Origin of the sequence: Streptomyces cyaneus, from assembly GCF_004028635.1 — a bacterium.
GTDB classification, from domain to species: domain Bacteria; phylum Actinomycetota; class Actinomycetes; order Streptomycetales; family Streptomycetaceae; genus Streptomyces; species Streptomyces cyaneus.
In genome coordinates this window covers 174,495-193,959 of sequence record NZ_RQJW01000004.1, presented here as the reverse complement: position 1 = coordinate 193,959, position 19,465 = coordinate 174,495, and the positions used below count along the sequence as shown (strand labels likewise).

Here is a 19,465-nt window from a genome sequence, read left to right as displayed (position 1 = left end):
CGCCGGCAGAGACGAGGGCAGCGGCCGGGCCGGGGCGGGGCGGGGCGGATCAGCTCACTCGATGAACTGGTCCGGGTGTTCCCTCGCAGACACCTCCGCAGCGTCGTGCGCCAGGCAAATCGCGCTGCCCACCCGGCTCGACGCCCCACGACGACTCATCCGTACGACGTGAACTGCACCCCGAACCAACGGGGTGCACCGCGAACCAATGGGGCCTGCGCACGGCGAGCGCTCCACGCGTCCGCGCATGCCGAAAGCCTCGCCGTGCAGACGCCACCTCAGCGGCGTCCTGTCCCCCGGTGTCCTGCGAAGTGTCCCCCCGCACGAGCCGGCACCGGCTCAGACGCCCGCGCCCAGCACCGAGTTGATGCGCTGCGGGTCGCCGCAGACGATCAGCAGGGCGCCTGCCTGGCCGAGGGCCTGAGGCAGGGCGGTGGCGGCAGCGGTGTCCGGGCCGCCGTTCACGGCGACCACGACCACGGGACGCGCCGCGGCACGGCCCGCAACGGATGCATCGACGTAGAAGACGTCGTCACCCGCGTCATGCTGCGCCCAGTAGGAGCTTTCTCCGAAGGAAAGCTCGTGGGCGGCCCACGGGTGCTGTTCACCCGTAGTGATCACCAGCACGTCGCCGGGAGCACGACCGGACTCCAGGAGCAGATCGACGGCTTCCTCGGCAGCGTCGAGCGCTCCCTCGGGCGAGGCCGGGATCAGCTGGATCTGCGGGGTCGCCGCAGCCTGGGCGGAGGCGGCAGGGGCAGCCGGGCTCGACGGTCCGGGCTTGGCCACGGCCACGTCACGTGGAGCACGTTGCACCGGCGGCGCCGGCCGCGGGGGACCGGGTCGGCCGGGACGCGACGGAGCCGCGGAGCGGGGGCCGGGTACGGGGCGGGGGGTCGGCGCGGTGCGGCCGCTGGCCGGAGTGGCGCGGGGACCCTGGGCACTCTCGTGAATCTGAGGCTCCTCGGGAATGAGAGGCATGAGCTGATGTTTATCAAACGCTGGTGCGGCTCGCATCGGCGGGTGGCACACGAGTGCGAGTGGAATCGTCAGAAATCGAAGCCGAGCTGCCCCTCGATCTCCGGAACGCTTCCTTCCACCCAAGTGCGGACCTTCTTGAGGTGCCGCCACTGGGGCAGCGCATCAAGATACGCCCACGACAACCGGTGGTACGGGGTGGGTCCCCGCTCCGCCAGTGCGGCCTTGTGGACGGGCGACGGATACCCGGCGTTGTCCGCAAAACCGAAGTCTGCATGGTCGATACCCAGTTCGGCCATCATTTTGTCGCGCTGAACCTTGGCGATCACCGAGGCCGCCGCGACCGCCACACACGACCGGTCGCCCTTGATCACCGTACGGACCTTCCAGGGAGTCCCGAGATAGTCGTGCTTCCCATCGAGGATCACGGCGTCAGGGCGGACCGGCAAGGTCTCCAGGGCACGCACCGCCGCGAGCCGCAGCGCCGCCGTCATCCCCAGGTCGTCGATCTCCTCCGGAGAGGCGTGCCCGAGGGCGTACGACGTCACCCACGTCCGCAGCTGCTCGGCGAGCTCGGTGCGCCGTTTGACAGTGAGCAGCTTGGAGTCGGTGAGACCCGTGGGGGGCCGGCGCAGTCCGGTGATCGCCGCGCAGACGGTGACAGGGCCGGCCCAGGCACCGCGCCCCACCTCGTCGACACCGGCAATGATCTTCGCTCCGGTCGTGGCTCGGAGGGAGCGCTCGACGGTGTGAGTAGGCGGTTCGTACGGCATGGCGCCCTTAGCGTACGCCGCCCAGAACCTGCTTCGACACCCTGGTTCACCGAAGCAACCTCCAGCCCGGTGGAACGACGGTTCAGAGACCCGTCGGACGGAGCAGGGGAACCATCAACTGGTCGATCATCTCCTCCAGATCACGATCATCCCATTCGCTCGCGCACATTTTTGATCGGTACATCATCATCGCCGGAATGGCGTCGAAGACATAGCCGTTCGCCGCGTCGGCCCGCACCTCTCCCCGCTCAATCCCACGAGTGATGACCTCACGGAGCAACCTGATGGTCGGCTCCACGACGCCGTCGAAGATCACTCCATGGAAGCGTTCAGCCTGAAGGCTGTCGCATTCGTGAATAACCGACCGCAAGGCGAAACCGGGGCGCGAGAACATCGCGTCTCGCGCCTGCCGGCACAGCTCGAGCAGATCCTCGCGCACGCTTCCCAGATCGGGAGCCGACTCGAAGCGCGGCAGTCCGGCCCGCAGCGCATCGGCGACGAGGTCCTCCTTGGACGGCCAGCGGCGGTAGACGGCGGCCTTGCCGGTCTGGGCGCCGGCGGCGACGCCCTCCATGGTGAGGCCGTTCCAGCCGACCGTACTGAGCTGTTCCAGCGCGGCATCGAGGATCGCGCGTTCGAGCACGACGCCGCGCCGGCGGAGGGAGGCCGTCTGAGCGGGGGCGGCCGTCCAGCGCGAGGTAACCATCTGAGCGTCTCCAACAAGCAAGGGAAGCGGGGATTCCGGGGACACGGGGCAACGCGCGGCAACTGCGGGGGATACTCCGCGCGATGACTACATCAGTGAACGCTTGCGTTCACTACTGGGGACTCACTACGGTTGACGCGACAGTGAACGCCAGCGTTCACTAAGGCACTTGTGGGGGACCCATAGTGACAACCTCTCAGTTGATCAAGGACCAGAAACCAGGTGCGGCCCGCCGGGAGGGGCATCCCGGCATCGCACTCACCGTCATCGCGGCCTGCCAACTCATGGTGGTGCTCGACGCGACGATTGTGAACATTGCACTCCCGCACATTCAAGACGCGCTCCAGTTCAGCACCACCGACCTCACCTGGGTCGTCAGCGCCTACACACTCACCTTCGGCGGTCTGCTGCTGCTTGGCGGCCGCGCCGGTGACATTCTGGGCCGCCGCCGGGTGTTCATGGCCGGCATCCTGCTGTTCACTCTCGCCTCGCTGCTCGGCGGACTCGCCCAGGAGCCCTGGCAGTTGCTGGCCGCGCGCGTGCTCCAGGGCGTGGGTGGCGCGATCGCTTCGCCCACTTCGCTGGCGCTCATCACCACCACGTTCCCCGAAGGCCCTGAGCGCAACCGAGCGTTCGGCGTCTTCGCCGCCGTATCCGCAGGCGGTGGCGCCATCGGTCTGCTCGCGGGCGGCATGCTCACCGAGTGGCTCGACTGGCGGTGGGTGCTCTTCGTCAACGTGCCGATCGGCATCGTGATCGCCGTGCTCGCACCGCTGTACATCAGCGAATCCGAACGACACAGCGGCCGCTTCGACATCGCCGGCGCACTGACCTCGACGGCAGGCATGGCGTCCCTGGTCTACGGCTTCATCCGCGCGGCGGACGAGGGCTGGCGGGACAACCTGACCATCGGGTCCTTCGGCGCCGCGGTGGTCCTGCTGCTGGCCTTCGCGTTCATCGAGTCGCGAGCCAAGGAACCCATAACCCCGCTCAGGATGTTCGCCGACCGCAACCGCTCGGGCACGTATGTGATCATGCTCAGCTTGGCTGCGGCGATGTTCGGGATGTTCTTCTACATCGTGCTGTTCGTGCAGAACGTGCTGCAGTACAGCCCGATCGAGGCCGGTCTCGCCTTCCTGCCGGTGACGGTCGTGATCGCGCTCGGCGCGGGCCTGTCGCAGCGCTTCCTGCCGGTACTCGGCCCCAAACCGTTCATGCTCGTGGGCTCGGCGCTCACGGCGATCGGGCTGGCCTGGCAGACTCTGATCAGCGCTGACAGCTCGTACGTCGGCGGAGTGCTCGGACCGATGCTGGTGTTCGGCTTCGGCATGGGCCTGAACTTCGTGACGCTGACGGTCACCGCGGTCTCCGGCGTTGCCCAGCACGAGGCCGGTGCCGCGTCCGGGCTGCTCAACGCCACGCAGCAGGTGGGTGGTTCGCTCGGCCTGTCCATCCTGACGACGGTGTTCGGCTCGGCAAGCAAGGACGAGGCGGAGAAGCAGCTGCCGAAGTTCATGGCGGAGGGATCTGCCGAGCAGAAGGCGGAGTTCGCCAAGACCCAGCAGCTGCCCGGCCCATGGGGTCACGAGGTGCTCACGCAAGGCATCTCGACGGGCTTTGTGGCGGCTGCCGCGATGGCCGTACTCGCCCTGGCCACGGCGTGGTTCGTGATCCGGGTCCGCAAGAGCGATCTGGATGCCCTCGCCGGGACGTCGGGTCCGATGGCCGGCTGAACCGGCCGGGCCCGCGAGAGGCCGCGGGTGGCCGGCTCGCGTCCGGGGGACCGATGGCGAGGACGATGAGCCGGCCGCCCGCATCGCCCTCACGGAGACCGACGTCGGGCAGGCTCCGGTGGCAGAGGACAGCCGAAACGAGCCCGGCGCGCCAATGGCCACGAGGAACGGCTCGGCCAACACGGCCGACACGTCCAGCAATGCCACGAATCCCATGGCTCCACCCCCTGCGCCCCACGTGCGTCACCTGTATGCGCGACCCAGCGGTCACACGCCAACTGCCACGACAACGGACTGGCAGTCACACAGAGTTCCCGTCACGCACAGAAAGTTATTGACGACTCTGGCAGCGTGGCAGCGCCGAGATCCCGGCAGCACAGGGGAATCCGTCAGGGCAGAGCACCAGCGCTACGCAGACGTCGGCACCCACTGCGGGAGTGCCTCGGTCCGCTCCACCCACTCAACCGGCACCGACCCGGCCTTCCCGGAGCCGATCACCCCGCCCACGATGGCGCACGTGGTGTCCACGTCCCCGCCGACCTGCGCGGTCGTCCAGAATGCCCGCTCGTAGTCACCGAGAGCACGCGCGGCCGACCAGAGCGCGAAGGGCACCGTGTCGTGGGCCGTCGTGCGCCGCCCGCAGCCCAGAACGGCCGCGACGGTTCCCGCGTCGCCGTAGTCGAGCATGTCCCGGGCGCGTCGCAGGCCCGCGCCGACCGCGCTCTTCGGGACGAGAGCGACGACGTCGTCGAGGAGCGATTCAGGGTTCGGCGGGCCACCGGGGGCGGCGGCCAGCGCGGCAGCCGCGGCGACGGCCATGGCGCCGACGACGGCCTCGCGGTGTTGATGTGTGGGATAGGCCGAGATCTCGGCCTGGTGGGTCGCCTGCTCCGGATCGTCCGCGTACCAGGCACCGAGGGGCGCGATCCGCATCGCGGCGCCGTTGCCCCAGGACCCCTGTCCGTTGAAGAGCGCGGCCGAGAGCTCGCGCCAGTCGCCACCCTCCCGGATCAGGCGCAGCAGCCGGTTGACCGCAGGGCCGTAGCCGCGGTCGAAGTCGTGGTGCTCGGCGAAAGAGCGAGCCAGAACGTCCTGGTCGATGCGGTGGTGGACGGCCAGGACTGCGACCACGGAACAGGCCATCTCCGTGTCGTCCGTCCATTGCCAGGGGCCGGACGGCAGCTCGCGACGCTTCAGTAGCGGATAGTTCGCCGGCACGAAGAACTGCGAGCCCAGCGCGTCCCCCACCGCGAGTCCGCGCAGGCTGGCGAGGGCGCGCTCGAGGCGCCCTTCGGGAGAGGAGTCAGCGGTCATCGCCCTGCCACTCTATCCGGTGATCCCGTACGGTTCCGGATCTCGCCAGCGGTCGAAAGGCCGGTCAAGCGTGTACTTGCCGTCGTCCCCGAGAACGAGCATCCGCATCTCCGCGTTCCCCGGGTTCGACAGCGACTCGAATTCCGCGACGGTCCAGTGGAACCAGCGCATGCAGAACAGCCGCATGGCCAGGCCGTGCGTCACGAGCAGCACGTTGGGCGGGTGATCCGGGGCCTCGAAACTGCGGTACAGGCTCTCCAGGAAGTTGCCGACCCGGTCGTACACGTCGGCGCCGGACTCGCCCTGGGCGAAGCGGTAGAAGAAGTGGCCGTAGGCGTCCCGGTAGGACTTCTGGAGGCGAACGTCGTCGCGGTCCTGCCAGTTCCCCCAGTCCTGCTCACGCAGGCGGGGCTCCTCACGCACCCGTATGAGCTCGGGATCCAGGTGGAAGGCGCGCAGCGTTTCGTGCGTACGACGGTAGGGCGAGACGTACACGCTGACGCGCTCGCGTCCGAACACCTCCCGCAGTTGTTTACCCGTCTCCTCTGCCTGCCGCCGGCCCCGCTCGGTCAGGGCCAGGGCGTGGTCGGGTTCACGCTCGTACACGCTGTCATCAACATTGCCCGTTGACTCGCCGTGCCGGACAAGGACGATGCGCCGTGGTCGTGCCATGCCAAGACCCTAGATCGAGTGACGACTCATAGAGCACTCGTACGGGCCCCATACGGCGTAGGTCACACATTTCCTGCACCACGGGCCGCGCTAAGCGCCCGATTGGCGAGTCCGGAATTCAAACCGTCCAGGTCGGTTCGAGCTCCACGATGTCACCCGTAAGGGCCGCGACGTCCGCCTCCGTCTGGGCTCGCAGTGCCAGTCGCTCCACGCGTTCCGTGCGGTACTTACCGTGCTCGGCAGCCGACCGCCACATGGACAGCACCAGGAACTCGTGGCCCGGCGCCTCGCCGAACAGTCCGCGGATCATGCCCGGGGAGCCGGCCATCGCGGGATTCCAGACCTTTTCCTGCATGAGCGTGAAGTGTTCGGCGCGGTCCTCGTGGACACGGCAGTGCGCCACTCGGACGAGGTCCGCATCGGTGAAGCGCGGCTCGAAGCCGGTCTTCACGTCGAAGCGGTAGTCGAAGAGCTTGACCTGTATGTCCTTATAGGTCCCGGACTGGGCAGCCGCCAGCCTGTCGTGGGAGCGGGCCATGAAGGAGTCGTAGAAGGAACGGCTCTCCCAGAACGAGAAGATGTGCACCACTCCCTGCCGCCCCCGGCTCCAGCCACCCCCCTGCCCCCGAAACCCCGGCTCCCCCAGAAGCCCCGCCCATTTTCGCTGCCCCCGCTCGAAGCCGCGGCGGTCCACCACGGTGCAGCGAATCCACTTGACCAGCACCGCGCCATGGTAAGGCCACGAAGCGTGGCGTCGGTCACGCTCGGCAGGAGAGCTCCCCGGCGCACGCTCCCGCGCGCGTGGCAGGATGGACAACCGGCCTTGTCTGCTGGGCAGTTCGGGCAGAGGGCATACGCGCAACGGGGAAGGGGAAGCCTGGTGAACGCCATCAACAAGGGGATCCGGAAGGTCGAAATCTCAGTCAAGTGGGACCCGAGTCCGGCTGGGCAGCCGCCCACCGATCTGGACCTGGTCGCCGCGACGTACCTGGCGAGCGATCCGTACGGTGATCCCGCCTATGTGGTGCACTTCGACAGCCGTTCTCCCGACGGCACCATCTATCTCAACCGGGACAGCAAGGACGGCAAGGGTTTCGGCTGGGACGAGGTCCTGACCGTGGAGCTCGACCGGCTCGACAGCCGGTACGCGCGCGTGTTGGTCGGAGTCGTGATCCAGCAGCGCCCCGCGACGCGCACCTTCGTCAGCGTCGTCAAGCCGGCCCTGCGCATCCGCGAGGGCTACACCGTGATGGCCGAGGACGACTTCGGCGGTGTCCTCGGCTCGACGGCAGCCACGGTCGCGGAGTTCGTACGCGAAGGATCGAGCACGTGGGACTTCCACCCCGGCATCCGCGGTTTCGAGGAGGACCCGGCGACGTTCACGGCGACCATGGGCAGGACCCGCCAGCCCTGACGGTCGTTTCGCAGGCTCGCGGGGACATACGCCGAAGAGGGGCGCCGACATGTGGTCGGCGCCCCTCTCGCGTGACTTTCGTCAGGACCCCTCAAGGGCTACCCGACGTTCGGGGCCGAGCCCCGCGGCGTACTGGCGCAGGCCACTTGTTCTGGGCGTGCGGTATTCCGGGGTGGCCGTTGATCAGTTCCGTGTGTCCCGTTTGCGAGCAGCGACGTAGTCGGTCCAGTCGCGCTTGGCGAAGTTCGACCACCGGACGGCGTTGTCGACGCTGGTGCCGGTGAGGTCCGCGAGGACGGATGCCGGCAAGTTCGCGGCCAGAGCGAGGCGTGCGGTGTTGCGACCGCCAAGCCCGTTGAAACCGTACTCGCGGAACTTCAGGCTGAGGTATTCCACGCGCAAGGGGCGCGTTGGGCTCTGCCCAGGCATGAGCCAGGGGCGTGTGTCCGCAAGTTGGTTCAACCGCCAGCGAGTCGCGGATTGATCACGCAGGCGTCGGACGAGGTGCGCCAGTTTCGGCGGCAGGTGTAGCCGTCGGCCGCTGAGGTCAATCTGAAGCGACGTTCCATCGTCGACGATGTCGTCCTTGGTGAGCTGCAGAACCCTTGATCCCTGAAGACCGAACAGCAGCATGAGTGCGCCTGCGACCCGCACCCAGAGGGGAAGTCCTTCGTCATCGATGCATCGGCGTAACTGGGCCACCCGCTCGGCGTCTTCGATGAAGGTGACGGGATGGGCTCTGCCGGGCAGTGGGACCTTAAGGTCGCCGATGAGGTTGTGCTTGCTGGCCCAGACGATGAAGGCCCGGATGTTCTGTCGGGTGCTAGTTCCCTCGTCCAGCCATCGGTCGAGGTCAGGCTGCCTGAACTCACTTAGGGTAATGCCCTGCTGGTCGAGCCAGGTCAGCAGTTCCAGCGTGCGTCGAAGACGTGAGCGGAGGATGCTCTCCGTGCCGCCCTGGACACGTTTTCCTCCGCGCCGGTGGTGAACTTGCCTGAGACGACGCAGGAGGAACCAATGGGCGAACGGAGCCGCGGTCTTCCGGTGGTGCTCGGGAGCGGTAGCCAGCAGTTGTTCGACCCAGACTGGCTGCCGCTCAAGGTATTCGTCGCGGAGCGGTAGGACACCGGCGGTGACCAGGAGTTCGCGAGCGTAGTGCGTCGCATGTGTGACGGGGAATGCGTCCAGGCGCTCATGGGTGATGGGCTCGCCGCTTGCGGCCAACTCCACCAGCAGGCGGGGAGCTTTGCTGCGGTCGAGCCAGCTGAAAAGGCTGCGCGGCCGGTCGGCCGCGCAGAGTGCCTGCCTCACCAGCTCAAGATGGGGATGGATGGTGCCGTCGTCGGCACTGAGGAGATTAGTGAGGCGCTCGGTCAGGACGCACCGAGAACAGCATCCTGCCTGGTAGAGATCCCCACTACGGCCGCACTTCCGACACGTGTAGGTCAGATCGACTCCCACGCAGGGACCGCAGAGCCCCTCGTCCGCAGGGTTGAGCCCGATGAGCGGGCGCCGTTCGCCGCAAGCAGTGCAGGAGACTGGGTGGGAGCGAACGTATTCGTAGCACGTCCGACAGACCGGCCCCATGGGCCACTCCGCCTGGACCGGTCGTGACCTCGAGCAACGGGAGCAAGGCCGACGGAGCCGAGGTCGGCATCCCTGGCAGATCGGCATTCCAGTTGCAATCCGGTCGCAGGGGCGGTGGCAACCGCAGGTCGCGCAGACCGCGGTCTGCGGCCGGTAACAGCGCGCGCAAAGATCGGGTTGCTCGCTTCTGGCCCGCTGCATGATGCGGCTGATGGAACCGCATTTTCCGCAGGCCCTCTCAGGCTGTTGATAGCACTGGCGGCAGACCGGGCCCGCATCTGTGAACGCCTGCGCAGGAGCCTGCTTTCCGCAGTTGCTGCAGAGCCGATTCGGCCGGGTAGCGCACCCCTGACAGCGGACGGTTCCATCTGCCAGGCGGGCTGCGGGGCGCCGTACTCGGCCGCAGCCGCCGCACTCCGCAGTCACTTCCTTGCCGTAGCAGGAGCCGCAGAGGGGGCCCTCCGGGCGGCGGACGTTGATCCGCGCCACGCGCTGACAACGGATGCAGACCTCCCGTCGCTGCTTTCCCGAGCAGTTGGAGCAAGCACGCCCCACCGGGATCCGGTGATCCAGGTGGACCGTGACTTTGCCGCAGCCAGCGCAAGCCGGCGGCGCGACGTCGGCGTGCCCCCTGTCGATCAATGTGTGGGCAAGCCGCACCAAGGCAATCGGGAAGTCGGCTCCCGGCTGCTGCAGGGCGTCGGGGTACTGCTGGAAGTGCTCTTCAAGCAGGTTCCAGGAGCGGCCGCGAATCCGTGCTTCATCGGTGGCCTGGATCGCGTTGTCTGACGTCAGCTCGCCGACCACCTCTGTCAGGTGTGCGAGCACAATGGTGCGTGCCGCCTCCGCCTTGGGCTCTTTCACGTCAGGTCGGGTCGGCGGACCGTACTGCGCCGGACGCGCGGAACGACTGAGGCGTCGCCCCCACCCGCCTTCCGGACCTCGGCATTGACGACTTTGATGTCGATCAAGTCGTTAGGACGACAGTCGAGAATGTCGCAGAGCGCTGCGAGGGTGTCCATCGACAGCCTTTGTGGCGTCTGAGTCACCAGGCGGAAGACTTGTTCCCGCGACAGGTGAATGCCGCGTTCGGCCAGCAAGGGCACCAGGTCCGAGGTCTGGAACATGCGCTTCTCGGCCATTCGCATCCGCAGCTGCCAAGTGATCCCCATCTTCCGGATCACGGTGATCCCTCCCATAGGTCTGCGTGACGCTCCTTCAGGACGCGCTGCAAGAGCCGGTTGCGGTAGTCGTCGGAGACACCGGTGTAGATCGCCGTGGTGCTTGCGTAGGCGTGACCGACCTGGTCCTGGACGAAGCGTTCGGGGTAGTCGAACTCGATCAAGTGCGTCACGTAGCTGTGCCGCAAGGAGTGCAAGTCGAGTTCGTCGGGCAGGTCCGCCGATCGGCGAGCGGTGTCGAAGGCCTCGTCGAGGCGGCGGGGAGATATCCGGCCCCGCCGCTCGGTGACCCAGAGCGCGGGATGCTTGGCCGACTCGAAAGCCGGACGGACCTCGTCGATGTACTGGTTCAGCACGTCCACGACCCAGTCCATCTCCGGGACGGTAAGCACGTTGCGCCGCTTGGGCGGCCCACCCTTGGAGGCCTTGCCGTGTCGAACGAACAGAGCACCAAATCGCCCGCAGTCCGGTGCCTTCGGGTTTCTACGTAGATCAGCAAGATCCAGGCCACATGCCTCCCGACGGCGCAGGCCATAGGCGTACACAGTCTTGAGAAGCATTGCGTCGCGCAAAGCGGCCAGCGAACCCTTGCGCCCCCGGCAGCGGATCTCCTCCACCCGAGCATCCGCTGCGTCGAACAGCGCCTGCACTTCGTCGTATGTCAGCCGTCGACGACCGGATCGGCCCTCGTATTCGCTGGTGTGCACAACGGTGTTCCACTCGTGCAAGATCTGTACGGGCACCTGCCCGAAGCGATCAGTGCAGGTACGCGGCCAGCCATAGCGCGCATCAGTGGTGTACTCGCAGAAAAGCCGCAGGGCGTTCTGATAGTTCCGCGCCGTCGACACAGCGAGCCGCGGGTTCCGGCTCCTGAGATGATCGAAGAACGCCTCCACCTCCACCGGCGCCCACTGCCACGGGTACTGGTTGGAGAACTCCGCGAAGCGCCGGACCAGCGACACTCGCGGCTTGATCGTCGCCTTCTCATCCAGGAAACGGGTGCGCTGCTGGCGAGCCCACCCCTCCAACATGGCCTCAAAGACGGCCGGTTCGGGATCGAGATGAACGACCCCGTCAGCGAGAACCAGGTGCGCAGCACCAGGCAAATCCACTGCTCGACTCACGTTGCATTCAACGCAACATCGTTGAATTGGTTACGCCAAGGTGCCTGACCACGGTCAAGGGCGACTGCCCCAGGTGCAGGCCCGGGGCAGTCAGGGTCACTTCTTCTTACTCTTGCTCGACGGCGTCTGCGACAGCGCGCTGGCTGCAGCAGACTTCGCCGCCTTACTCGACTTCGAGCTGGCGAGCACCTTGGCTGCGGCTGAGGCCGCCGCCTTGCTCGTCTGACGCGGATTCTTCGGCATGATCATTCCTCCTTCCGAGTTGCTTTTGCATCGCAGCTCGGAACGTGATGTCATGCAGGTTCCTAGGCCGTGCGGAACACCACGTTCTTCACTGCAATCGATCGCCTGGCCCCCTGCAGGGCCGGGCGTTCGTCTTTCTCCAGCAGCGATCGCAGCTGGAAGCTCCTGAGGATGTCCGGCACCCCGCCACACGGTGTGCTGGGCGGCTACGACTACAGCGGGGCGCCAGCCACAGGGCTGGCGCCCCCTTCTGTCGTCAGTGCTTAGCGGATCACGTCGAGTGTTGCAGCCAACGCAATTCCGCTCATTTTCAGCTGCAGCCGCTGGTCGAGCCGCAGCCCTCGCAGATGTAGCAGGAACCGGCCCGCTGCATCTTCGTACCGCAGGAGAAGCACAGCGGAGCGTCGGCCTGGATACCCAGCTGCATCTCCACCAGCTCCGCGCTGGTGTGGGCCTGCTGCGGGGCGGGCTTGGCCGTCCCGGCCTCGGCCTTCGGAGTGGCGACGGCCTTCAGCTCCTGGGCGCGCGGCGCGGACTGGGCCAGGCCCTCGACGTCGACCTCGTCGTCGGACGGCTCGTACGAACCGGTCTCCAGGTGACGCTGACGCTCCTCGGCGGAGTGGATGCCGAGCGCGGAACGCGTCTCGAAGGGCAGGAAGTCGAGCGCCAGGCGGCGGAAGATGTAGTCGACGATCGACTGCGCCATCCGCACGTCCGGGTCGTCCGTCATGCCGGCCGGCTCGAAGCGCATGTTCGTGAACTTCGAGACGTACGTCTCCAACGGCACGCCGTACTGCAGACCCACCGAGACGGCGATCGAGAAGGCGTCCATCATGCCCGCGAGGGTCGAGCCCTGCTTGGACATCTTCAGGAAGACCTCGCCGAGCCCGTCGTCCGGGTAGGAGTTGGCGGTCATGTAGCCCTCGGCGCCACCGACGGTGAAGGACGTGGTGATGCCGGGACGCCCCTTCGGGAGACGCTTGCGGACCGGACGGTACTCGACGACCTTCTCGACCGTCTCACGGATGGTGGCCTCGGCCTTGTCCGTGATCTCGGCCTTCTCCTTCTCCTTGGTCTTGGCGGAGAGGGGCTGGCCGACCTTGCAGTTGTCGCGGTAGATCGCGAGCGCCTTGACGCCCAGCTTCCAGGCCTCGAAGTAGATCTCCTCGACCTCCTCGACGGTCGCCGACTCCGGCATGTTGACCGTCTTGGACAGGGCGCCGGAGATCCACGGCTGGATCGCGGCCATCATGCGGACGTGGCCCATCGCGGAGATGGAGCGCTCGCCCATGGCGCAGTCGAACACCTCGTAGTGCTCGTGCTTGAGGCCGGGGGCGTCGACGACATTGCCGTGCTCGGCGATGTGGGCGACGATCGCCTCGATCTGCTCCTCCTGGTAGCCGAGGCGGCGCAGGGCCTGCGGAACGGTGCCGTTGACGATCTGCATCGAGCCGCCGCCGACCAGCTTCTTGAACTTGACCAGGGCGAGGTCGGGCTCGAGGCCGGTGGTGTCGCAGGACATCGCGAGACCGATGGTGCCGGTCGGGGCGATGACGGACGCCTGGGAGTTACGGAAACCGTTCTTCTCACCGAGACGCAGCACGTCCTGCCAGGCCTCCGTGGCGGCGGCCCAGATCGGCGTGTCCAGGTCGTCCATGCGGACGGCCACGCCGTTGGCGTCGGCGTGCTGCTTCATGACGCGCAGGTGCGGCTGGGCGTTGCGGGCGTAGCCGTCGTACGCGCCGACGACCGCGGCGAGTTCGGCGGAACGCCTGTACGACGTGCCGGTCATCAGGGAGGTGATGGCACCGGCGAGGGCACGGCCGCCGTCGGAGTCGTAGGCGTGGCCGGTCGCCATCAGCAGGGCGCCGAGGTTGGCGTAGCCGATGCCGAGCTGGCGGAACGCGCGCGTGTTCTCGCCGATCTTCTGCGTCGGGAAGTCGGCGAAGCAGATGGAGATGTCCATCGCGGTGATGACGAGCTCGACGACCTTCGCGAAGCGCTCGACGTCGAAGGACTGGTTGCCCTTGCCGTCGTCCTTCAGGAACTTCATCAGGTTCAGCGAGGCGAGGTTGCAGGACGTGTTGTCCAGGTGCATGTACTCGCTGCAGGGGTTCGAGCCGTTGATACGGCCGGACTCCGGGCAGGTGTGCCAGTGGTTGATGGTGTCGTCGTACTGGATGCCCGGGTCGGCGCAGGCCCAGGCAGCCTCGGCCATCTTGCGGAACAGCGCCTTGGCGTCGACCTCTTCGATGACCTCGCCGGTCATCCGCGCGCGCAGACCGAACTTGCCGCCGGACTCGACCGCCTTCATGAACTCGTCGTTCACGCGGACCGAGTTGTTGGCGTTCTGGTACTGGACGGACGTGATGTCGTCGCCGCCCAGGTCCATGTCGAAGCCCGCGTCACGCAGCGCGCGGATCTTCTCCTCTTCCTTCACCTTGGTCTCGATGAAGTCCTCGATGTCGGGGTGGTCGACGTCGAGGATGACCATCTTGGCGGCACGACGGGTGGCACCGCCCGACTTGATCGTTCCTGCGGAGGCGTCGGCACCGCGCATGAAGGAGACCGGACCGGAGGCGTTACCTCCGGACGACAGCAGCTCCTTGGAGGAGCGGATCCGGGAGAGGTTCAGGCCGGCACCGGAGCCGCCCTTGAAGATCATGCCCTCTTCCTTGTACCAGTCGAGGATCGACTCCATGGAGTCGTCGACGGCCAGGATGAAGCAGGCGGAGACCTGCTGGGGCTGCGGGGTGCCCACGTTGAACCAGACAGGGCTGTTGAAGCTGAAGATCTGGTGCAGGAGGGCGTAGGCCAGCTCGTGCTCGAAGATCTCGGCGTCGGCGGGCGAGGCGAAGTACTTGTAGTCCTCGCCGGCCTTCCGATACGTCTTCACGATGCGGTCGATGAGCTGCTTGAGGCTCACCTCGCGCTGTGGGGTGCCGACGGCACCGCGGAAGTACTTGCTGGTGACGATGTTGACCGCGTTCACCGACCAGAAGTCGGGGAACTCGACGCCGCGCTGCTCAAAGTTGACCGAGCCGTCGCGCCAGTTGGTCATGACGACGTCACGGCGCTCCCAGGCCACCTCGTCGTACGGGTGCACGCCGGGGGTGGTGTGGATGCGCTCGATACGCAGTCCCTTGGTCGCCTTGGTGCCCTTGGCGCGGGAACTCCGTGCCGGACCGCTCGCCGTCTCTGTCATGCCGCCTCCCTGTACGGGCTAAAACGCCCTGAAGTGCCCCGATGTTCCCCGTGGCACGTGTTCTGTCTGGTGCTGCGGGCACCCTCTGATCGCCACCCGCAACAGGTCTTCTGCCGCCGCTTCTCAGCCGGATCCGAAGTCCGATGACCGGATCCGGCCCGCCCTCAGTCGGCGGCGTTGGCGGGCACGGGGACCTGTACAGACCCTCCGGACCCGCGGTCGTCTTCCTGGCCCCCCGCAACTGCGCCTGCGTCGTCTTCGCGGTCGTCGTCGTCCGCGGCGGGGTGTCCCGTCGCCTCCCTCAGTTCCGCGATCGCAGCCTCGAAGTCCTCGAGCGAGTCGAACGCCCGGTAGACGGAGGCGAATCGCAGATAGGCGACGAGGTCGAGCTCCTGCAACGGGCCGAGTATGGCCAGCCCCACGTCGTGGGTGGTCAGCTCGGCGCTTCCCGTGGCCCGCACCGCCTCCTCGACGCGCTGGCCGAGCTGCGCGAGCGCGTCCTCGGTGACAGGTCGCCCCTGGCATGCCTTGCGCACGCCGTTGATGACCTTGGTACGGCTGAATGGCTCGGTGACTCCGGACCGCTTGATCACCATCAGCGAGCATGTCTCCACGGTCGTAAAACGACGGGAGCAATCAGGACACTGGCGGCGCCTGCGGATCGACGTGCCGTCGTCGGTCGTACGGCTGTCGACGACGCGACTGTCGGGGTGCCTGCAGAAGGGGCAGTGCATCCGTCCCAACCCTCCTCACAGCAGACTCAATAGCCTCGCTGGGCCTCATGGGCCCCTCGAAGCAGCCCCAAGCATAGGCGATCTCCGAGCGTCCGAAGACCGGGGGGACCACAACTTCTGGGCTGCTGCCGCAATCCAACCACTACATGTGGGGATTGGCTCATACACCCAGGCTGTACGCGCGTGTCGCGCCCGCATGGACATGTGCCGTACCGCCGCACCGGCGCGCCGCACACCGGAACGCACAGCCGTATCGCTGCGGCACATACGGAGATACCGTGAGCGCCACACGGAGGGGACGTGGGACTCCCGCACAGATGGGGGTCGGTCACGGCTTGAGCTGATGCCGGATGGCAGACTGAGGCGACAACCCACGAGGTCGTCACCCCGGCGGTGAAGAGTACAACAATGGGCCCTTTTGCCCGCCGGGCAGCGCGTCAGCCATACACCCAGACACATGATCATGTCTGGGGATTCGCGATTTTTCACTCGAACGTGTGTTTGGCGCAACCTTTCGAAAGCAACTACCGTTGTGCTGCAGGGAGACCATCGAGAGGGGCCGACGTGACCACCACCGCAGACAGTGCCACCATCACTGCCCAGGACCGCTCCCAGGGCCGACTCGAGCCGGTGCATGCGATGAACGAAGCCATGAATCCCGAGGGACACAAGCGATCCCTCCCGGGCCGACCTCCGGGCATCCGGGCGGACAGCTCGGGGCTCACCGACCGGCAGCGCCGCGTGATCGAGGTCATCAGGGATTCTGTGCAGCGGCGTGGCTATCCGCCGTCGATGCGGGAGATCGGCCAGGCTGTCGGCCTGTCCAGCACGTCCTCGGTCGCACACCAGCTGATGGCACTGGAGCGCAAGGGCTTCCTCCGCCGCGACCCGCACCGACCGCGCGCATACGAGGTGCGCGGCTCCGACCAGGCCGCCGTGCAGCCCACGGACACCACCGGCAAGCCCGCCGCGTCGTACGTCCCGCTGGTCGGCCGCATCGCAGCCGGTGGCCCGATCCTCGCGGAGGAGTCGGTCGAGGACGTCTTCCCTCTCCCCCGGCAGCTGGTCGGCGACGGCGAGCTGTTCGTCCTGAAGGTCGTCGGTGACTCGATGATCGAGGCCGCGATCTGCGACGGCGACTGGGTCACGGTCCGGCGCCAGCCGGTCGCCGAGAACGGCGACATCGTGGCTGCGATGCTCGACGGCGAGGCCACGGTCAAGCGTTTCAAGCGCGAGGACGGCCATGTTTGGCTGCTCCCGCACAACTCTGCGTACGAGCCGATCCCCGGCGACGACGCGACCATCCTGGGCAAGGTGGTGGCAGTGCTGCGGCGCGTGTGACGGCTGCGGCGGGCGAAGCCGAACGGCGTCGCCCCCTGACCGGGCCCCGGGACCCCTGCGCCGGTTCCGGGGCCCTGTGCTGTGCGGACCCGTGTGCTGTTGTGCTGTGCGGGGTCCCGCATCACCGTGGCTGTTCCGCCTCCGTCTCGGCCTCCGCCTTCTGTGCCGCCGCATCGATCGCAGCCAGGGACTTCCGGACCTGATTACGGTCCGTCGTGTACCAGAAGTCGGGCAGTGACGCCTTCAGATAGCTCCCGTACCGGGCAGTGGCCAGCCGCTGGTCCAGTACGGCGACCACGCCGCGGTCCCCCGACGCCCGTACGAGGCGGCCGGCGCCCTGGGCCATGAGCAGCGCGGCATGCGTGGCGGCGACCGCCATGAAGCCGTTGCCCCCGGCGTCCTCCACCGCTTTCTGGCGGGCGCTCATCAGGGGGTCGTCCGGGCGTGGGAAGGGGATCTTGTCCATCACGACCAGCTGACAGCTGGAGCCTGGTACGTCGACGCCCTGCCACAGGGACAGCGTGCCGAAGAGGCAGGTCTTCGGGTCGGCCGCGAAGTTCTTGATCAGCTCGCCGAGCGTCTCCTCGCCCTGAAGGAGGATCGGGAACTCGGGGATGCGGGAGCGAAGTTCCTCGGCGGCCAGCTGGGCGGCCCGCATCGAGGAGAACAGGCCGAGCGTACGTCCGCCGGCCGCTTGGATCAGTTCGGTCAGCTCGTCGAGCATGTCCATGCGGTCGCCGTCACGCGCGGGCCGGGACAGGTGCTTGGCGACATACAGGATGCCCTGCTTGCGGTATTCGAAGGGCGAGCCTACGTCCACCCCCTTCCACTGCGGGAGGTCGTCACCCTCCGTGCCCTCGGGGGCGAGGCCCAGGGATGCGCCGACGCCATTGAAGTCGCCGCCCAGCTTCAAGGTCGCGGAGGTCAGGACGACCGAGCGGTCCGCGAAGAGCTTCTCCCGCAGAAGGCCCGACACGGACATGGGGGCCACGCGCAGGGATGCTCCGAAGCGGTCGTGACGCTCGTACCAGACGACGTCCCACTCGGAGCCGTTGGTGATCCGCTCTGCCACGTCGTGCACGGTCTCGACCGAGGCCAGCGCCTGTTTGCGGACCGCGTCCTCGTCCTGCACGGACTTGTCGCGGGTGGCGCCGATCCCGGAGATGACGGTTCGGCAGGCGTCACGCAGCGCCATGAGCGCGTAGGCGAGGTCCTCGGGAATCTCCTCCAGGCGGCCCGGCAGGGCCAGCTCCATCAGCCGTTCGAAGCCCTCGGCAGCGGTCTGGAGCTGGTCGGCGGCCTTCTCGTTGACCAGTTTCGCGGCGCGGCGCACCGCGCGGTTGACCTGGCCGGGAGTGAGTTCGCCGGTGGCGACTCCGGTGACCCGGGAAACCAGTTCGTGCGCCTCGTCGACGATCAGGACCTCGTGCTGTGGCAGGACCGGAGCGCCTTCGATGGCGTCGATCGCGAGCAGCGCGTGGTTGGTGACGACGACCTCCGAGAGCTTGGCGCGCTCACGGGCCATCTCGGCGAAGCACTCGGCGCCGTATGCGCACTTCGAGGCGCCCAGGCATTCCCGGGACGACACCGATACCTGCGCCCAGGCCCGGTCGGAGACGCCGGGAGTCAGGTTGTCACGATCGCCCGTCTCCGTCTCGTCCGCCCAGTCACGCAGCCGCAGCAGGTCCTGCCCCAACTTGCTGGTGGGTGCGGCCGCCTCGAACTGGTCGAAGAGGCCCTCCTCCTCGTCCTGCGGGACGCCCTCGTGCAGGCGGTGCAAGCACAGGTAGTTCGACCTGCCCTTGAGCATCGCGAACTCGGGCCGACGGCGCAGCAGTGGGTGCAGCGCCTCGACGGTGCGCGGCAGGTCCCGCTCCACGAGCTGGCGCTGCAGGGCCAGGGTGGCCGTCGCGACGACGACGCGCTCCCCGTGCGCGAGCGCGGGCACGAGGTAGCCCAGCGACTTTCCGGTGCCGGTGCCGGCCTGGACCAGCAGATGGGAGCTGCCGTCGATCGCCTCCGCGACGGATTCGGCCATGGTCACCTGGCCGGGGCGCTCCGTACCGCCGACGGCAGTGACGGCAGCATGCAGGAGTTCGGGGAGAGAGGGCTTTGTCATAGCGCGACCACCCTACGGCCCGGCACTGACAAACGGGCGATCACGGTGGGGACGAGGGGCGGGATCAAGACCGGGGGTTCCTCGGGTGGGGATCGGATCGGTTCGGGTGCGTATGGGATCGGTTCGATTGAGGTCAGAGGCGGTTCGCGTGTGGGTGCGATCGGTTCGGATTTGGCTGGGACGAATGGGTGCGTGGTCGAGATCGGCTGGTCCTGGTGCCTGGCCAGGCACCTCGTGGGGTTGATCGGCTTGTTCATCTGCGGTGGTGGTTCGGGCTGCGAGGAGGGGGCGGGGTCGGTTGCAGGTGTGATCCGGGGTGGCTGTCGGCGGGATCCCGGTCG

17 protein-coding genes are annotated in these 19,465 nt (G+C 67.4%); 4 read left to right on the top strand and 13 right to left on the bottom strand.

The annotated features are described in order from the left end of the window. Nucleotides 1-339 precede the first annotated feature (339 nt). The 3 genes from EHO50_RS16250 to EHO50_RS16240 all read right to left on the bottom strand — a co-directional run bounded on the left by EHO50_RS16250 (nucleotide 340) and on the right by EHO50_RS16240 (nucleotide 2,457). Nucleotides 340-981 (bottom strand): hypothetical protein, encoded by a 642-nt coding sequence (locus EHO50_RS16250; RefSeq protein ID WP_128430863.1) that lies wholly within the window; start codon nucleotides 979-981, stop codon nucleotides 340-342. A 68-nt stretch (nucleotides 982-1,049) separates the two neighbouring features. After that, nucleotides 1,050-1,751: a ribonuclease HII gene (locus EHO50_RS16245; RefSeq protein ID WP_128430862.1), complete on the bottom strand. Its 702-nt coding sequence runs from the start codon at nucleotides 1,749-1,751 to the stop codon at nucleotides 1,050-1,052. Nucleotides 1,752-1,833: 82 nt separating this feature from the next. After that, nucleotides 1,834-2,457 (bottom strand): TetR/AcrR family transcriptional regulator, encoded by a 624-nt coding sequence (locus EHO50_RS16240; RefSeq protein ID WP_128430861.1) that lies wholly within the window; start codon nucleotides 2,455-2,457, stop codon nucleotides 1,834-1,836. 185 nt (nucleotides 2,458-2,642) lie between these two features. Here EHO50_RS16240 and EHO50_RS16235 point away from each other — a divergent pair, with 185 nt between their 5' ends. Next, nucleotides 2,643-4,190 carry an MFS transporter gene (locus tag EHO50_RS16235; RefSeq protein WP_128430860.1) on the top strand — a complete coding sequence of 516 codons (1,548 nt, stop codon included), beginning with the start codon at nucleotides 2,643-2,645 and terminating at the stop codon, nucleotides 4,188-4,190. 408 nt (nucleotides 4,191-4,598) lie between these two features. On the opposite strand, the gene EHO50_RS16230 is transcribed toward EHO50_RS16235, so the two are convergent. The 3 genes from EHO50_RS16230 to EHO50_RS16220 all read right to left on the bottom strand — a co-directional run bounded on the left by EHO50_RS16230 (nucleotide 4,599) and on the right by EHO50_RS16220 (nucleotide 6,900). Further along, nucleotides 4,599-5,504 (bottom strand): ADP-ribosylglycohydrolase family protein, encoded by a 906-nt coding sequence (locus EHO50_RS16230; RefSeq protein WP_128430859.1) that lies wholly within the window; start codon nucleotides 5,502-5,504, stop codon nucleotides 4,599-4,601. A gap of 12 nt (nucleotides 5,505-5,516) precedes the next feature. Then, nucleotides 5,517-6,176 carry a histidine phosphatase family protein gene (locus EHO50_RS16225; protein ID WP_128430858.1) on the bottom strand — a complete coding sequence of 220 codons (660 nt, stop codon included), beginning with the start codon at nucleotides 6,174-6,176 and terminating at the stop codon, nucleotides 5,517-5,519. Nucleotides 6,177-6,294: 118 nt separating this feature from the next. Continuing rightward, nucleotides 6,295-6,900 carry a YdbC family protein gene (locus tag EHO50_RS16220; protein WP_128430857.1) on the bottom strand — a complete coding sequence of 202 codons (606 nt, stop codon included), beginning with the start codon at nucleotides 6,898-6,900 and terminating at the stop codon, nucleotides 6,295-6,297. A gap of 156 nt (nucleotides 6,901-7,056) precedes the next feature. On the opposite strand from EHO50_RS16220, the gene EHO50_RS16215 reads away from it, so the two are divergent. Then, nucleotides 7,057-7,590: a TerD family protein gene (locus EHO50_RS16215; RefSeq protein ID WP_128430856.1), complete on the top strand. Its 534-nt coding sequence runs from the start codon at nucleotides 7,057-7,059 to the stop codon at nucleotides 7,588-7,590. Nucleotides 7,591-7,773: 183 nt separating this feature from the next. On the opposite strand, the gene EHO50_RS45070 is transcribed toward EHO50_RS16215, so the two are convergent. Further along, nucleotides 7,774-8,901 (bottom strand): hypothetical protein, encoded by a 1,128-nt coding sequence (locus tag EHO50_RS45070; RefSeq protein WP_246101189.1) that lies wholly within the window; start codon nucleotides 8,899-8,901, stop codon nucleotides 7,774-7,776. Between the two features lie 840 nt (nucleotides 8,902-9,741). Between EHO50_RS45070 and EHO50_RS45065 the strand changes: the two genes are divergently transcribed. Further along, nucleotides 9,742-9,966 (top strand): hypothetical protein, encoded by a 225-nt coding sequence (locus EHO50_RS45065; RefSeq protein WP_246101188.1) that lies wholly within the window; start codon nucleotides 9,742-9,744, stop codon nucleotides 9,964-9,966. Nucleotides 9,967-10,037: 71 nt separating this feature from the next. On the opposite strand, the gene EHO50_RS16205 is transcribed toward EHO50_RS45065, so the two are convergent. The 5 genes from EHO50_RS16205 to nrdR all read right to left on the bottom strand — a co-directional run bounded on the left by EHO50_RS16205 (nucleotide 10,038) and on the right by nrdR (nucleotide 15,664). After that, nucleotides 10,038-10,376, bottom strand: coding sequence for a helix-turn-helix domain-containing protein (locus EHO50_RS16205; RefSeq protein ID WP_425472191.1), 339 nt, complete (start codon nucleotides 10,374-10,376; stop codon nucleotides 10,038-10,040). Next, on the bottom strand, nucleotides 10,358-11,482 hold the full coding sequence (locus tag EHO50_RS16200; protein ID WP_128430854.1) for a tyrosine-type recombinase/integrase: 1,125 nt from the start codon (nucleotides 11,480-11,482) through the stop codon (nucleotides 10,358-10,360). The genes EHO50_RS16205 and EHO50_RS16200 overlap by 19 nt, the downstream gene beginning before the upstream one ends. A gap of 96 nt (nucleotides 11,483-11,578) precedes the next feature. Further along, the gene (locus EHO50_RS44025) at nucleotides 11,579-11,725 is read right to left on the bottom strand and encodes a hypothetical protein (RefSeq protein WP_164904864.1); all 147 of its coding nucleotides are present in this window, start codon (nucleotides 11,723-11,725) and stop codon (nucleotides 11,579-11,581) included. A 310-nt stretch (nucleotides 11,726-12,035) separates the two neighbouring features. Continuing rightward, nucleotides 12,036-14,930, bottom strand: coding sequence for a vitamin B12-dependent ribonucleotide reductase (locus tag EHO50_RS16195; protein ID WP_128430853.1), 2,895 nt, complete (start codon nucleotides 14,928-14,930; stop codon nucleotides 12,036-12,038). Nucleotides 14,931-15,094: 164 nt separating this feature from the next. Next, entirely contained in the window at nucleotides 15,095-15,664 is a 570-nt protein-coding gene (nrdR, locus tag EHO50_RS16190) for a transcriptional regulator NrdR (protein WP_128430852.1), read from the bottom strand. A gap of 564 nt (nucleotides 15,665-16,228) precedes the next feature. On the opposite strand from nrdR, the gene lexA reads away from it, so the two are divergent. Beyond that, nucleotides 16,229-17,005, top strand: coding sequence for a transcriptional repressor LexA (gene lexA, locus EHO50_RS16185; RefSeq protein ID WP_128430851.1), 777 nt, complete (start codon nucleotides 16,229-16,231; stop codon nucleotides 17,003-17,005). A gap of 121 nt (nucleotides 17,006-17,126) precedes the next feature. Here the strand turns inward: lexA and EHO50_RS16180 are convergent, their stop codons facing one another. Next, complete coding sequence (locus EHO50_RS16180) at nucleotides 17,127-19,124, bottom strand: ATP-dependent DNA helicase (RefSeq protein WP_128430850.1); 1,998 nt, start codon at nucleotides 19,122-19,124, stop codon at nucleotides 17,127-17,129. Nucleotides 19,125-19,465: the final 341 nt, after the last annotated feature.